Here is a 14,701-nt window from a genome sequence, read left to right as displayed (position 1 = left end):
AGAGCTTATATTGCGGACGTTGGATAACATGACAATGATGACGAAAACATCGTACACAATTCATAATAGGAGCTGAAGAGTCATTAAAATCGAAAATTTATTTTACGGGGAACGAATAAAACTGGCCGCTGTTAGGGAAGAAGATGCTGAACTGATGTTCAAATGGGGTGAGGATGCGAAGTATTTGCGCAATGTAGATACGGATTTGGCACTCCCCTACACGTTGAAACAGATGGAATCAGAAGGATCTCCTAGCTCTAACGAGGTCTATTTTCGCTTAAGAACATTGGCAGACGATGTCCTGATTGGATTTGTTGCTATTCATGGGATTGAGTGGAATAATCGCTGCGGGCAGCTGGCAGTAGGTATAGGTAATACGGACTACCGTGGCAAAGGTTTTGGAGCGGAAGCTATACGTCTCATTCTTCGTTATGCGTTTTATGAGCTGAATTTAAATCGGGTCGGCTTGGATGTGATTGAGTACAATACACAAGCGATCCGTACCTATGAGAAGGCAGGGTTCCAGCTTGAGGGGAGAGTTCGTTCCGCTGTTCTCCGTGATGGCAACAGCTATGATCGCATCATGATGGGCATTCTGTACTCTGAATGGAGCTCGTCTCTTTAAATGTAATAGATACACAATTTGTTCATAATATATTCCATAATAAGCCTTTTAATAATGTGAAAAGAGGTTTATAGTTAAGGGGTCACATGCCCAAATCATTATTAATTTGAGTATGAGTCAAAGCTGAGGAGGAATTTACATGGCAAACGTTGTAAGGTCCGTTACTTCACCCAAGAAATTTATTTCTGGACAAAATCTGCTCTCGTCGTTAAATGACTACATTAAGGATTATGGCGATAAGGCCTATGTTATTTGCGATGAGTTTATCCTTGAAAGAGCCCAAAAGGAGGCAGGTGCTTCGATTGAAGCAGCTGGTAACCAGGTGGTCTTCGAGAAATTCCAATATGAATGTACAAAAGAAGAGATTGATCGTAACCGTGAATTAGTACGCAAACATGGTTCGAACATCATTATAGGGATTGGCGGGGGAAAAACGCTGGATACCGCCAAGGCAACAGCCTATTATGAAAAGCTGCCTGTCGCTATTTTTCCAACCATTGCTTCTACAGATGCTCCTTGTACCGCGCTTGCGGTTATTTACAAGAAGGATGGCTCCTTTGATGAATATTTGTTCCTGCCTACGAATCCAGATGTAGTACTTGCAGATACAGGTATTTTGGCAGCGGCGCCTGCACGTTTCTTTGCAGCTGGTATTGGTGATGCACTGGCAACTTATTTTGAAGCTCGTGCCTGCTATCAGGCCAATGGGGACAATCTGGTGCTGAACAAGCCTTCCACTACAGGTCTGGGACTTGCTCGCCTTTGTTATGATACATTGCTGGAAAATGCCGTGAAGGCAAAGCGTGCAGTGGATCGTAAAGTATATACTCGTGCAGTTGAGGATACGATTGAAGCGACCATTTATCTGAGCGGTGTCGGAGCAGAATCAGGCGGATTGGCAGCAGCACATGCTATTCATAATGGCATGACGGCCGTTCCTTCACTTCACAAAGCACAGCATGGTGAGAAAGTTACATTCGGCTTGTTAACTCAGCTGGTGCTGGAAAACGCACCAAAAGAAGAGCTAGAGACCGTGATTAAGCTGGTTAAGGATGTAGGTCTTCCATTAACGCTTCGTGATCTGGGTGTAGAGGAATTTGTTGAGGCTGAATGGCGTCAGGTGGCTGAAGATGCTTGTGCAGCAAATGATACAATGGTCAACATGCCGTTCCCAGTTAGTCCTGATGATGTGTATAACGCAATCATCGCAGCAAATGCGATTGCAGAATCCTATCAAGAATAGTTTCTTTCTAGCTAGAAAAATGGATTTACAAAGACGGGTCTGTCATATCACTGACAGACCCGTTTCGTTTACGTGCACGATCTTGTGAAAGAAAAGAAGGGGATCAGGGACTTATATCCTATCTTGTTCTGACCGATATAGATGTAACAGGGAGAAAATAGGTTGGTCACACAGCAGGAGGAGATTTGATGTTGGTACATGGTAAAACGCGTAGGGGCAACTTGTACATCCATATGTCCAGCGGTTTTCACAAGATCGGGGATTTTCGGGAAGAATATTCCGTAGCACCAGGTGATCGGCTGATGTCTAGATTAACCAAGCGGATCTACACCATTGTATCTGTACATCTTGGTGAAGAGGCATATGCCGATCTTGATCTTGAAGAGGTAATTAGAAATAGTTAGGGAGCTTCATTTGGATTGGGTATAAAAAAGCTTGCACTTCGCTCTAGGAGCAAAGTGCAAGCTTTTTTCTTTCAGCGGAGGGACTCATGGAGAAGATCGCGTGTGATAATATTATTTTGGTTCATAAAATGTCTGATGGCTGCCTGCGAATTGGTTGCCGACAGTTCCTTTCCCCATGTCATGGCATAGGCCCAGGCTGGCTGATTCTGTAGCACCTTCGCACTCGGCAGAATATCACTTTCTCCGATTCCCATAGGCTTGCCCTGCGCAAGCTTTAGCAATTCAGTGTAGTAGGAGGACCTGTAATCATTATTATAGATATCGGCTGCAAGCACATCTACCCGGTTAATGCCTGGAAAGGACAGACTATAGGGAGTGCTATAAGCGTTCGGGGCATTGGGACTCCAGACCCACAACAGGTTATCTAAATGATGGACATGTACGAACCGATCATACATTAGATCCCACAGCTTAGCGTAATTTTGTTTGTTCCCCCACCAAAACCAGTTACCATTCATTTCATGATAGGGTCTCCATAAAACTGGCACATCCGCATCCCGTAAGGTCTTAAGGGACAGAGCCGCCTCGTCCAAATCAGCGATGAGTTGCTTGTATTGTGGGGTACCCGGCGTGACGTAACGATTAAATTCAGCTTCAGTAATTTTTGCTTGTACGTTTTTCCACGTTTTTGGTTTGCCCGGTAACGCCTGATGAAAGGTGATAGCTACGATTCCGCCGTCCCGACTCCATTGAATAGCGCTATTCACAACACGCTGACGTTGCTCTCGTAAGGCAGTACGGGATTGATTAGCCAACCCTCCAAACTCATAGCCGTGAAGTCCCGCGTATTGTCCGCTGATTTGTTGCAGCTTGTTATTTTGTTCATCCGGTGCCTCTAAGTAATCATGCTGTCCGGAAATTAGCATATCATCCGGCACATTAGTTAGGTAGGCAAGTAATTGCCTGGCTTTGGCAGAGGCATGAGCATTAATTGGCGGGGCGGCATCAGCAACAATGAACGATTGTTGAGAGCCGCTAAAGAGTAAAACAAGCATTAGCAGTAGCACCCTCTGTAACCAAAAGCGTGTTGAGTGAGATTTCATGGCGCTCCTCCTTTGATGCTGGTAATGGGGTTAGTATTTTTCTTTTTGTTTTCTTAGTTGTATGTAGGCACTAATCATGATCACTACTAGACTAATCATGGTCCACCCGTTGAGTTCCTGCAAGTGTATCCAGTTGTCCCACACAAGGAAGCCTGATATAAAGACAAGCAAACCCACTGTAAGGTACATTTTGGTTTGTGCTGGACGCTTGGTACGTTTAGAAACCCAATGTATGATGCCTAGAATAAGGGCTGCCTGAAATAAAAATATACCCATTATCATTAAACTAGCTATAAAAATAGGGGACATCCGTATCCTCCTCCTAGATCTACAAACAGAATATGCAGGTTTTAAGCGGATGTGGATTCTTGGATGTAAGTTTCATTATAAATGGAGTAACCAGTTGCGCCCTGATACGATCCTGAACAAGTTGACTAAATTATACCATAACTACCGTCCTGCAATGAAAGGCGTCTAAATACCCACTCTTCCTTAATTCGTCATCATACTTTATATTCAGTGAAATATCGACATGTTGGTTTGTATACTCATACATATGAAGCTTCATTCGGAAGTTGCATTGAATTATAGGCATAATTGCAACGCGAAATCGACGGAAAAGTTTGGTATGATTAAAGTGGATTGCAAAAGGAGGCCTTCATATGAATGAAGAACACAGACCATTTTCTAGTCCGGTAGATGCTGAGGGAACCAAAGCAAACTTTGATGCCAATCAGCGGAAGCTTCACTCCGAGGGAGCTTCAAGCCTGTGGCGTCAGGTCAGTAATCTGCTTATTCTGGTTGGCGTAATTGCATTAATTATTATTATAGGTCGATTATTATAATGAGATGACTGAAAAGTAAGAAAGATTAGGACGTGATACGTTGTTAAAGGCAGCTTTACTTTTTATTTTGGCAGGCATCGCTGAAATCGGAGGTGGATATCTGATCTGGCAATGGCTGCGAGAAGGCAAGACATGGTATGTCGGACTTTGCGGCGGAGTGATTTTGGCTGTCTATGGAGTCATTGCTACCTTTCAGGTTTTCTCTTCCTTTGGGCGTGTATATGCAGCATACGGGGGTGTCTTTATTGTTCTTTCCATTGCATGGGGCTGGTGGATTGATAAAAAGACACCTGACTTGTACGATTTCATTGGTGGATTGATTTGTTTGGTAGGTATAGCTGTAATTCTGTTGCCGCGCTCAGGGTGATAGGACAAAAACCCCTTTTTTATTTTCAAAAACATGACTATAGGTCTACAAAAATAAGCTTCATATTCCGAAATAGAACTTAAGGAGGGGGTTCTATGAACTGGAATCAAATGAAGCTTAGATTGAAATTTGGCAGTGTTATGCCGAAGAGTGAAGGTAATTTCTCTTTTGGTCTCTTGTGTGGATTCTTCATCAGCATTGTATTGTGGATCTCGATTATTGGCTGGATCATGCTTATCTTCAAGTGATACTTAATAACCTGTGACCTATAATTCATGCTTTATTTGGTAAAGTCATTACGTAGCTTATCTATTCCACGGCCCACGGCTTCATCAATCATATCGGTAGCTGCAGGTGAATCGGCATCAGGGTCAGGAATCCGATCAAATCCTGGTTCACGCTTATCCAGAGATTGTTTATATTCGATTTGATCGTCAGTAAGATTCTTTTTTTCGGAGTTATGTTTTTTCATAGCACATTACACGCTCCTTCTTAGGCATGATTCAGTTCTACACTTTACATAAACGCTTATGCTCCATATTAAACGCTTATAAAATAAACCGGGAAGGATAAATCCCGCCCGGTACTTTCCAAACAACTAGCGATGCTCAATCAAATCAATCGCTCCCAGAACAACATGAGCCAGTCCGAAACCGAGAATGCCTGTAGCTGCAAGTTTGTACTTACTGCTCAGCAACACAGCGCCTGAAGCCGATACTACCGTCCCAAGAACAGTTGGAATCATACCTTCACGCATTCGTAACACCCCTTCTGGTGGTTTGGAAAGACATTTATTAGTGTAGTTCAAATGTGCACAAGTTATACAAAAAGAGATTTTTTATTATTTTTTTTAAAAAACACTTTACAATTTGATAAAATTGTCGTATTATAAGTTGGTGCCCGGTTGAACGATATTTACATAGCGAGAACACTTCTTAATAAGTAAGCTTCTCAGATACTTGTAAGACAAGAACAAGTAAGTGTAAAATAGCGTTCCTAAATACTTGCCGGGGTGGCGGAATTGGCAGACGCACAGGACTTAAAATCCTGCGGTAGGTGACTACCGTACCGGTTCGATCCCGGTCCTCGGCATATCAGTTTTGTTGCATGAAACCCTTGATATTCAAGGGTTTTTTGCTTTTTTAGTAATTGAGACCATAACACTCATATCACAGGGAGCGAGCGCCTTTTCGCTTTTGGGGACGGATTGGGGACGAACTTTTGGATCGAAGACGTCAAGGTGTGCTGTCGTTTTACGACGGAGCTTCTTGGTGACGTGAGCATAGTTATCTGAAGTCACCTGAGATGTGGAGTGGAATGTTGCGATCGATGTTGAAGCTCCTTGATGGATGTTCCCTGACCCAGCAAATACGTTGCATTTGTATGGTGGAGACCATGAAGTGATGCATTACGGAAGTCGTGCCCCTCACACTTGTTTTTCCACTGCTGGGATGGCGTTTTATGGTAATAGGTTTCCCTGTACCTGAGTGAAAAATAAAGTTCCGATCCCCGCCTTCTTCATATCCCATTTGCCTTTGCCTCAAACCTTAGTTTACGCATGTTTTTAACATGGACGACCAGTTCCTCCATATACCATTAAGGCATATCTACATAATCGTTAGGTGCTTTATTCTTAGTATCTGTAATGTCCGCCTGGCCATTTTTGGTACTTGAAATGCTCTCGTCAATCCTCAATCTGCTGTTTTCAAAATCGCAATCGTCTTCGTCTAAAGCAATTAACTCACCGCGTCGGAATCCTCCCATTATCGCTCTTAAGAAAAAGAGTTTCCATTTCGAGTCTGTATAAAGTAACTTATCAATTACCTCGACTGCATCTTTCAGACACGCGCTATTATTCTTATCTACCGCTTTTGAGAAATAGTATTCATTCTGAAACAAAGGGGACCCTAAAAGATAACCGGAAACAATTCTATAGCTTAATCTTAGATATTTTACAGAATACTAAAACCAGGAATCGCAGAAGGAGTAGAGATGGTTGTTGAGTGGTTGATTTATTACGGTAGCCAAAGTTACAATTTAATGATTTGAAAACGAGAGGTGCATTATGGAAAACCTCAACATAACCCAGCTTGAGAAACGTATAAAAATTTTGCTTGAATGGAAATCTGTATTGTTGTGTTTAGCAGAAGATGAATTGTCACCATATGATAAGCAGTGTGCAGAAAAAGAGCTTAGTCACGAAGTTAACATTTTATCACGAATCTTTGTATGTTATATAACATACGATTGCATCCTGATCAAAGTAACCTCGATGTCCAAAAATCACTAAAAACTTTGAAGAACAACTCAAAATTATTGATTTTGAGTTGAGTTACGAAGTGTTTGAAAAATTATAACAGATTACCAACTTAGAGTGCATCCAATTTAGATTAGCGGGACCTTTTTCATTGCAGGAATTACCACAAATACGGCAGAATAACTATTCTGAGGTGATCAGCATGAAACATACATATAAAGTGTTAAAGTCGGATATAGAACTATTTGCAGCTGCATTAAGACAGTAAGAGTATATGTTACAGCCATTGGGAGAGGGTTTGATAGATATTGTGGACTACGGTGGCGTAGTGAAGAAGATTACACCGGAGTCGGTTAAGATTAATGGATCTTACTTCTTTCATTAAAGTTCGAATTTAGAGTAGAAGTGAAAGGAGCTACCGGATTGTAGATGGTGTCACTTTAAGGTAGAACATATCAAAAAATAGGAGGGGAAAATGATGAAGAAAAAAATATTTCTGTTCTTGATTTTATCTTTATCTATAGCAACTACGGTAGGTGCAGCTTCATCCAGTAAAACTAGTGGAAACAACATAATTTCTCAAAGATCGGGCGGAAGCGCAACTGTAAAAGAAGCCTTTAGTGTCCCTAAAGGATGGGGTCATGTTAAACTTTGTATGAAGAATCACCCTGATCATCCAGTAAGAGTAAGTTTAACTCACAGCGGTTCAAACAAACTATATATTGAAGCATTAGTAATTGCTCCTCATGATACAGTGACTTGGAAATCTACTGACCAAGGTTTCAGCGACGGTTTGCGTTCTGGAGACTACATACTTCAGTGGAGAGGTAGTGATTATAAAGTTGACGGAGAAACATGGGAGTAGCTGATTCACAGCCTGGAAACCTCTAAATTACCCTAGGACTACAACTTGTCCTTCTGGCCATTTGATGAGGAAGGTTAACTACGTGTTTGTTCAAGCCAGCAAGTGAAGTAATCCCCTTAATTGGTCGGGAGAGTTTTTTCGTTGATCAATTTTTTAGAGTAGATGTGAAAGGCTCTGTTATTAACTGGCGAGTCTTTTTTCTAATTAATCACGAAAAAAATTAATTTTATATATATTCTAGCCTATTCTTAATAAATACTATAAGAATAAGTCAGCAATTTATGAGATGAATGTTTGTTTTTTTAGGTAAAGTTACAAATAATGATAAATATATTGATTAGGCTATTTGTTGTGATATATTAAGGATAGAAATACACAATATCCCTACAACAATAAACAATGGGAGAGTGTGATTATGAATTTTAACAAAAAGTGGTTAGTTTTTGGTTTGTCATTTGCTATTTTTTCTGCTGTACCTTTGAGCGTGTCAGCCCAATCAAACGATTTAGAAACATCAGATGCTGTTTTTAGTCATGTTATTATTCCCCAAGCTTATATCGATGGTATTGATAATGGAATATTGGATGAGCATGGGGAATTTAATGACTTTTCGTTCCCTTACGATCTTAGCGAGGGAAACCAAGTCAGAATAGAATTTGTTGATAAAGACCAGGTTGGTATAACGTTTAAAGTTTATGATCCAAACAATAAACAAGTCGTTGCAGCCTCAGGACACACCACAAAAACAAATAAATACAAAGTTACAAAAACATTTAGACCAAGAGTGAATGGTGATTATCGGGTTGCTATTGTTTCAGATGATGGAACTGGCGGCCACGGATTTTCAATAAAAGTAAGATCTCTTTAATTAGTGTTGCCCTCTAATTGAGGGCTTTTTTTCTTAATCATTCATGATGTTATTATTTGGATTATTATACAAATAATAAGAGAAAGGACATCCAAATATGAAAAAACTAATTGGAAACTTGCTTATTTCCATCTCATTATTACTGTGGGCTGTTATGCCTGCATATAGTTATGCTGAACAGTCTAATCAATATAACTATGAATTCTTTCAGTCTGAAAAAATCCAAGAGCATCAGGATGTTAAAGAATATATATATCAGAAGGGATTTGAAAAATATTTAAAGTCGAAGGACCAGTTGGATGAGGAAATAATAAATTTATATAATCTAGAAACGATGGCAAGCGATACTACGCCAGATGAGTCTGAATTAGGAATGAATTCAAATAGCGTTTTAGATGATACGTATGGAGAGACACCCAAAGTCACCAGTGAAAAAGAAGCTGAAATTGCCAAAGAATATGGATTAGTTAAACCAGAGACGCATATTAAAGAGTTTAATCAACATATTCTAGTGCAACGGAATAAAATAAACAATAGTATTATGAATATATGGTATATAAATTATATATGCACGAACTATGGATTCACAATCATGGCAATTAATATTGGTGATGACCCTTTGGATGTAATTTCTGGGACTTTAAAAAAGTACAACAAGAATAAAGATAATTGGAGAGTAGTTGCAACAAAAAAATTCAATAAAACTTTAGTGAATACAGGTAAGGTTTTTTCTTGGAATAATAGCAGGAACGCAGTTTCAGATTATTTTGAGTATGATATAGTAGTCAGTGACAACGGATCTACTTTTAAATATGACAACCATGATAAACTTAACTATAAAAGATATTATTTTGATGCTAATAAGTATAATATTTTGAAGGCACTAGGTGGAGAAAGGCATCATTTTGTATCTGACAAGGCATTAACAAGTGAAGGATTTAATGCGAAAGTAGCACCAGCAGTGAGAATGCTTTACAGAGATCATTTAAATACACCGTCTTGGGGATCTAGAGCTTCATCATTGGAGTTTAGGAGTAAAGAACAAGAATTTCTTAAGAAAAAAGAATTTAAGGAGTTATTACGTTTCGAGGTTAGTGGACTAAAAGAAGCGGCAGATTCAGAAGGAGATTATAAGAACCTACAGGAAAAATATTATGATTCTCTAGTAACAGTGCTTTTGTTAAGCGAGAAATATTTTGGTATAGAAGATCAAACATAAATTGTGACAGGAGAGTAACGTTTGTGGATAACTTAATTATCGAACCAAAAATAGGCATTGGTATGATTAAGCTGGGTATGAGTAAAAGTGAGGTGGAGCACTGTATTCGCTCATACAGCAATCAATATGATAAATTGGACAAAGACCCCAACTATTTTCATTACGTTTTTACGATTGAATACGATTCTTTAGGGAAAGTTAATTTTATTGAAGTCGCCTCTCATGCAAAAGAGCAGTTTAATTGTTTGTTTAAAGAAATTGATTTATTTAATACAAAAGCAGATGAACTAGTCAAGTTAATCGATAAAATATCTCCTTACGACCGAAATCACCCTGAGATTGGTTGGACGTACTCTTTTCCAGAGTTAGGGTTGTCATTATGGCGTTCAAGAATATTTAATGAGGAAGATACAAAAGAAGAGTGGTTTAAAGAAATGGATGTTGAAGAGCAGGAAGACGAGCTCAGGTTTCGTTATTTTGAAACTGTAAGTTTATTTTTCCACGTATAGAAAATCACGTTATCATGGCTCTGCTATTTTTATGTTAGTAGAGCCTTTTCTTGACTTGGTTGCAGAACTCATGTTTGTATATAATGCTGACAAAGGAGTTGATCGCTTTGTTACCAGACATTGAGCGTAAGTTACTGAGTATTCTGTACAACTTTTCTGCACAGAATGGACGAATGCCAATTATGAATGAACTGGAGATAAAGACAGGTAGGAGTGTAACGGATATAAAGTCGGGGTCTGTTGACCTTGGAGAAGGACAACTATACTTGTATGGGCTAACAAAACGGGTACGAATCATATCGTAATTATAGAGGTCTGGGCTAGGGATCCGAAGATTTCCACAAAGCCAACGCCGCCTGAAACTGTAAACAGATTCTATATAGAATATAAGCCTCGGATAATCTGAGGTTTATATTCTATTAGATGTAAATTATATCCATTGCAAGGGAGGATGGTCAGAACATAATTTTTACATAACACATCAGGAGACTACATACATGTCGAAAAAATTAGAAGGTAACGGATTATGGGAAAGCAGCCGGATTATCATACCAGAACACAAGGAAGCGTACTTAAAACTCATGAAAGACCGTCAGCGGGGAGGCAAACCGGAACTTGACGATCAGGAAGCCCAGTTGATCGAGCAAGCGCTTATAGAGTCCTACAACACATGTCAACCTATAACATTGGTGGTTTTTAGCCCGTTCGATGACGAAGAACTCACAGGTGTAATCACGTCTATAAATACTGCTCGCAGAGAAGTAAAACTATTTCGTGGTGAGGATGATTATAGTTGGATTAAGTTGGAGGATATCATTTCAGCAAGTATCTAGCAAAAACCTAAGGTGAGTAAATATTCTACTGACGTTATCCAACAAACAAGAAATGTTTTTATCCGCCTTACCTACGAAAATTCAAATTGAAGTCTTTCTAGGAGCATTTGATGCTAGTGTTTTAGCTAATTAACTAAAAAAGAAAAATCCTATATGTGGCTGGAAAGTTAACAAAAGAGGCAGGGGGATCCCTGCCTTCGGAGTTTTATAATTCTACGTCTGAGAAAAGCGGAGTGGACAAATAACGCTCACCTGTATCAGGTAATATGACCACGATCATCTTGCCTTTGTTTTCTGGAAGTTTCGCAATTTGTGTTGCTGCATAAACCGCAGCCCCAGAAGAAATACCAACAAGCAGCCCTTCTGTTTTGGCAAGCAGGCGAGCAGTTTCAAACGCATCTTCGTTTTTAACTTTGAAAACCTCATCTACATATTCTTCATTAAAGTTATTTGGAATGAAACCAGCACCGAGTCCTTGTAGTTGATGTGAACCTGGAGTACCGCCAGACAGCACTGGTGAATCGAACGGTTCGACGGCTATCACTTTTACAGAAGGTTTTCGTTCCTTCAATGCCTGTCCAACGCCCGAAATAGTTCCACCTGTACCTACGCCCGCGATAAAAATATCTACACCGCCGTCCGTATCATCCCAGATTTCCACAGCTGTAGTTTTGCGATGAATTTCTGGATTGGCAGGGTTGCTAAACTGCTGTGGTATGAAAGAGTTTGGTGTTTCGGCAGCCAAGAGCTCAGCACGCTTGATAGCGCCTCTCATCCCCTCGGTTCCCGGTGTTAACACAAGCTCAGCACCGAACGCAGTCAAAAGCTTGCGACGTTCGATACTAAATGTTTCAGGAAGTGTAATTATAAGTTTGTATCCAAGAGCCGCAGCCGCAAATGCAAGTCCGATTCCAGTATTGCCACTTGTCGGCTCGATAATAATGGAGTCTTTATTGATTAAGCCTTTCTCCTCAGCGTCTTTAATCATAGCATATCCAATGCGGTCCTTAACGCTACCAGCCGGATTGAGATATTCCAACTTTGCTACCACATTTGCCTCAATATTTTGGATTTGGCTGTAGTTTAACAGTGCTAACAAAGGAGTATTTCCAATTAACTCTGTCAACTTTTGATGAATTTTAGTCAAAATTATCCCTCCAAACAATTAATTCATATCTACTTACTGTGACATACATATTATCACGAATTTTTCTTCATAACCATGTCCTGTTAATTCATAGTGAGGAGCAGGAACGGATGGAACAGTTTAAGCCTAAGGTGCTATTCATAAAAAAATAGACCAAGTTTATTCAGAACCAAGAGAGTCATTAAGAATGTATACGGTGTATCATTTTTTAATTTCAGAATAATTATCACGGTTCATAATAAACTGGCTTTTCCCCAGGATTTTGTATTTAATAGAAGGCAAAAAGAGCAGTAAGGAATTAATCCTTCTGCTCTTTTTATTGGGGACAGACTCTAGTGTTTTGTATAGATTACAGTCCAAATGAGAACATATACGAACACATAAAAGCCTTGAGAACACTGGCTTGTGGAACTGTGTGCCACTACAGTGTATTAAAAACTCATAACTTAAAATCCTGCGATAGGTGATTACCGTACCGGTTCAATCCTGGTCCTCGGCATTTCATGTTTTATCTCGATCTCATCAGTGTTAATCAGATGAAAATAACGCTAGGTCCTGTGTAGCTGTAATGGAGCAATCCGCAGGTACACTGGACCAACGAAGCGCCTTACCGTTAGTATGCGGAGGAGGCGTTGTTATTTTGGTAAATTACATGCTATAAAAATCCAGTTTAGTTTTGTGTTTTGTAAGGATAATTATGCCACCAAGTGATTTGTTATCTTAATCTGGATATTGATACATCATCCAAAAGAATGGTGGCAAAAGCATCCTGCGCTGTAACACGGAACACTAAATCTCTAGAGACTGTCCCCGAATTCCCTGAGATTGAGAAGGTACGGGAGACTCTCTCATATTGTGATGAAGGTAGCGAGTTTAGCTGAATTGTGTAGGTTTGCTCTCCTAGACTAATTTGAAGCCGACCGCCGAAAGGCCTGATCAAATTACGTACCCAGAAGGTCACACGGTATCTTCTTCCTCTACTCAGATCGGAAATCGTTTGTCTAAGCGAGACGCTGTGCCCCGGGTTAGCTGAGATTCTGACGGCTTGATTGCCACTGTGCGGGTTGGTTCTGGTAATAAAGATTTGACCTGTCACGTTGCTGACGTTTGCAATCCAAGGTGTCAAATCCTGATCTTCAAAGCCACCGTTTCTAACAACAGCCTGGGTAGGCAAAATTTTTTTCTTCTTCAATGTGTGAGGTTGTATAGGGGATCTATTCATCCCTCTACGGACAGTAGTTGTACTTTTTCCAGCTTTTTTAGGTTTCATTTAAACAACTCTCTTTCTGTAAAAAATGTATTTTGTATTAGTAGTTTATGAAAGTGTGAATAATAGTGTTCATATTAAGAGAAACCAAAAATACCGTCGTAGGGCGGTATTTTTTTGGTTACGTAATACTGGGCCTTACGACCTTTTCAGTGCAGCTTTTTCGACTTTAAAGTGCAAAATCTTGTAACAGAGAGTCAAAGCCCTTCTATTGCATAAGTTGCTATAATCGTTGGTACAGCAACTTTTTACAGAGAGACCATCGGAGACAAGAATGATCCCGAAAAGCGCAGGAATGCTTGTTATTCAGGGACTCTTAGCAAAGATTGCAGCATAGGAAACGCGTAGTGATGCAGATCAATTCAGCCGCATTTGAACAGTGAATTTTACGCACAAATTTTGATTTGGCCATGGAAGGTGGGTTCAGTAAAGCTGATATGAGTCTGACATACCATATGGAACAGTTAAGAGTCCGTTTTATGAATTTTATTAACTATGTATATATTGTAATGGATAAAAAAACAGGAGACATTGCCATTGTCGATCCGTCATGGGATATATTAAAAATAGAGTCATATCTTCGACAGTTGAATGGTAATCTAAGAGCCATTTTATTAACCCATTCACATTTAGATCATGTTAATTTGGTAAATCCGCTCCTGGAAAAGTATAGACCGCACGTATTCATGTCAATACAAGAAATCGATTATTACCATTTTAGATGTAAAAATTTACATCCTATTAAAGATGGGGACTTTATCAAACTTGGAGAAACAGAAATTATAAGTCTTCTGACCCCTGGGCATACCATGGGAAGTGTGTGCTATCTTTTATCCAATCACTTATTTACGGGGGATACCATTTTCATTGAAGGTTGTGGATTTTGTGATCCGAATGGAGGAGATCCGAAAGACTTATATCATAGCGTTCAAAAAATAAAGCGAGAGGTTGATAGCTCCATTCAAATTTATCCTGCTCATTCATATGGTAAAGCACCTGGTTTCCCACTCAGTCACCTTATGGATGAAAATATTTATTTTCAATTTACGAGTATGAAACCGTTTATTAATTTCAGAATGCGTCCCAACCAAAAAGGTCTATTCAATTTCAAATGAGTTGGTAAAAAGGGTGAGTTCTAAAGGGGGATAG

General features: G+C 39.6%; 18 protein-coding genes and 1 tRNA gene. 13 read left to right on the top strand and 6 right to left on the bottom strand.

What is annotated here, in order from left to right:
• Positions 1–82 precede the first annotated feature (82 nt).
• From EGM68_RS16540 to EGM68_RS16530, 3 genes are all read left to right on the top strand, one after another.
• Positions 83–625: a GNAT family N-acetyltransferase gene (locus EGM68_RS16540; RefSeq protein WP_040103355.1), complete on the top strand. Its 543-nt coding sequence runs from the start codon at positions 83–85 to the stop codon at positions 623–625.
• 139 nt (positions 626–764) lie between these two features.
• Entirely contained in the window at positions 765–1,868 is a 1,104-nt protein-coding gene (locus EGM68_RS16535) for a glycerol dehydrogenase (RefSeq protein ID WP_025676490.1), read from the top strand.
• A gap of 188 nt (positions 1,869–2,056) precedes the next feature.
• On the top strand, positions 2,057–2,272 hold the full coding sequence (locus EGM68_RS16530) for a hypothetical protein (protein WP_013371960.1): 216 nt from the start codon (positions 2,057–2,059) through the stop codon (positions 2,270–2,272).
• A 71-nt stretch (positions 2,273–2,343) separates the two neighbouring features.
• Here the strand turns inward: EGM68_RS16530 and EGM68_RS16525 are convergent, their stop codons facing one another.
• The gene (locus EGM68_RS16525; protein ID WP_058829852.1) at positions 2,344–3,375 is read right to left on the bottom strand and encodes a glycosyl hydrolase; all 1,032 of its coding nucleotides are present in this window, start codon (positions 3,373–3,375) and stop codon (positions 2,344–2,346) included.
• A gap of 662 nt (positions 3,376–4,037) precedes the next feature.
• Here EGM68_RS16525 and EGM68_RS16515 point away from each other — a divergent pair.
• The 3 genes from EGM68_RS16515 to EGM68_RS25760 all read left to right on the top strand — a co-directional run bounded on the left by EGM68_RS16515 (position 4,038) and on the right by EGM68_RS25760 (position 4,835).
• Positions 4,038–4,220: a hypothetical protein gene (locus tag EGM68_RS16515; RefSeq protein WP_013371957.1), complete on the top strand. Its 183-nt coding sequence runs from the start codon at positions 4,038–4,040 to the stop codon at positions 4,218–4,220.
• 40 nt (positions 4,221–4,260) lie between these two features.
• On the top strand, positions 4,261–4,587 hold the full coding sequence (locus EGM68_RS16510; protein ID WP_013371956.1) for a YnfA family protein: 327 nt from the start codon (positions 4,261–4,263) through the stop codon (positions 4,585–4,587).
• A gap of 95 nt (positions 4,588–4,682) precedes the next feature.
• Positions 4,683–4,835, top strand: coding sequence for a hypothetical protein (locus EGM68_RS25760; RefSeq protein WP_013371955.1), 153 nt, complete (start codon positions 4,683–4,685; stop codon positions 4,833–4,835).
• A 32-nt stretch (positions 4,836–4,867) separates the two neighbouring features.
• Here EGM68_RS25760 and EGM68_RS16505 read toward each other — a convergent pair whose 3' ends face one another.
• Together EGM68_RS16505 and EGM68_RS16500 are read right to left on the bottom strand one after the other, a co-directional pair.
• The gene (locus tag EGM68_RS16505) at positions 4,868–5,059 is read right to left on the bottom strand and encodes a hypothetical protein (protein WP_013371954.1); all 192 of its coding nucleotides are present in this window, start codon (positions 5,057–5,059) and stop codon (positions 4,868–4,870) included.
• A gap of 126 nt (positions 5,060–5,185) precedes the next feature.
• Positions 5,186–5,344, bottom strand: a complete 159-nt coding sequence (locus tag EGM68_RS16500) for a hypothetical protein (RefSeq protein WP_013371953.1) — start codon at positions 5,342–5,344, stop codon at positions 5,186–5,188.
• Between the two features lie 249 nt (positions 5,345–5,593).
• On the opposite strand from EGM68_RS16500, the gene EGM68_RS16495 reads away from it, so the two are divergent.
• Positions 5,594–5,679, top strand: a tRNA-Leu gene (locus EGM68_RS16495).
• Positions 5,680–6,183: 504 nt separating this feature from the next.
• Here EGM68_RS16495 and EGM68_RS16490 read toward each other — a convergent pair.
• Positions 6,184–6,486: a site-specific integrase gene (locus EGM68_RS16490; protein ID WP_064962159.1), complete on the bottom strand. Its 303-nt coding sequence runs from the start codon at positions 6,484–6,486 to the stop codon at positions 6,184–6,186.
• 833 nt (positions 6,487–7,319) lie between these two features.
• On the opposite strand from EGM68_RS16490, the gene EGM68_RS16485 reads away from it, so the two are divergent.
• From EGM68_RS16485 to EGM68_RS16465, 5 genes are all read left to right on the top strand, one after another.
• Complete coding sequence (locus tag EGM68_RS16485; RefSeq protein WP_240664055.1) at positions 7,320–7,709, top strand: hypothetical protein; 390 nt, start codon at positions 7,320–7,322, stop codon at positions 7,707–7,709.
• Between the two features lie 415 nt (positions 7,710–8,124).
• Complete coding sequence (locus EGM68_RS16480) at positions 8,125–8,577, top strand: hypothetical protein (RefSeq protein ID WP_064962161.1); 453 nt, start codon at positions 8,125–8,127, stop codon at positions 8,575–8,577.
• A 97-nt stretch (positions 8,578–8,674) separates the two neighbouring features.
• The gene (locus EGM68_RS16475; protein ID WP_129549599.1) at positions 8,675–9,796 is read left to right on the top strand and encodes a hypothetical protein; all 1,122 of its coding nucleotides are present in this window, start codon (positions 8,675–8,677) and stop codon (positions 9,794–9,796) included.
• Between the two features lie 23 nt (positions 9,797–9,819).
• On the top strand, positions 9,820–10,305 hold the full coding sequence (locus EGM68_RS16470; RefSeq protein WP_129549598.1) for a hypothetical protein: 486 nt from the start codon (positions 9,820–9,822) through the stop codon (positions 10,303–10,305).
• A gap of 497 nt (positions 10,306–10,802) precedes the next feature.
• Entirely contained in the window at positions 10,803–11,138 is a 336-nt protein-coding gene (locus EGM68_RS16465) for a YolD-like family protein (RefSeq protein WP_129549597.1), read from the top strand.
• 205 nt (positions 11,139–11,343) lie between these two features.
• Here the strand turns inward: EGM68_RS16465 and cysK are convergent, their stop codons facing one another.
• Positions 11,344–12,285 (bottom strand): cysteine synthase A, encoded by a 942-nt coding sequence (gene cysK / locus EGM68_RS16460; protein WP_013371947.1) that lies wholly within the window; start codon positions 12,283–12,285, stop codon positions 11,344–11,346.
• A gap of 715 nt (positions 12,286–13,000) precedes the next feature.
• A complete protein-coding gene (locus EGM68_RS16455; protein ID WP_129549596.1) occupies positions 13,001–13,555 on the bottom strand; it encodes a carbohydrate binding domain-containing protein in 555 nt (184 codons plus the stop codon).
• 476 nt (positions 13,556–14,031) lie between these two features.
• Between EGM68_RS16455 and EGM68_RS16450 the strand changes: the two genes are divergently transcribed.
• On the top strand, positions 14,032–14,667 hold the full coding sequence (locus EGM68_RS16450; RefSeq protein WP_040103360.1) for an MBL fold metallo-hydrolase: 636 nt from the start codon (positions 14,032–14,034) through the stop codon (positions 14,665–14,667).
• Positions 14,668–14,701 lie beyond the last annotated feature (34 nt).

This window comes from Paenibacillus sp. M-152, assembly GCF_003856555.1.
Taxonomy (GTDB): Bacteria; Bacillota; Bacilli; order Paenibacillales; family Paenibacillaceae; genus Paenibacillus; species Paenibacillus polymyxa_C.
The sequence above is the reverse complement of the archived record's forward strand: the minus strand, read 5'-3'. Positions and strand labels throughout refer to the sequence as shown.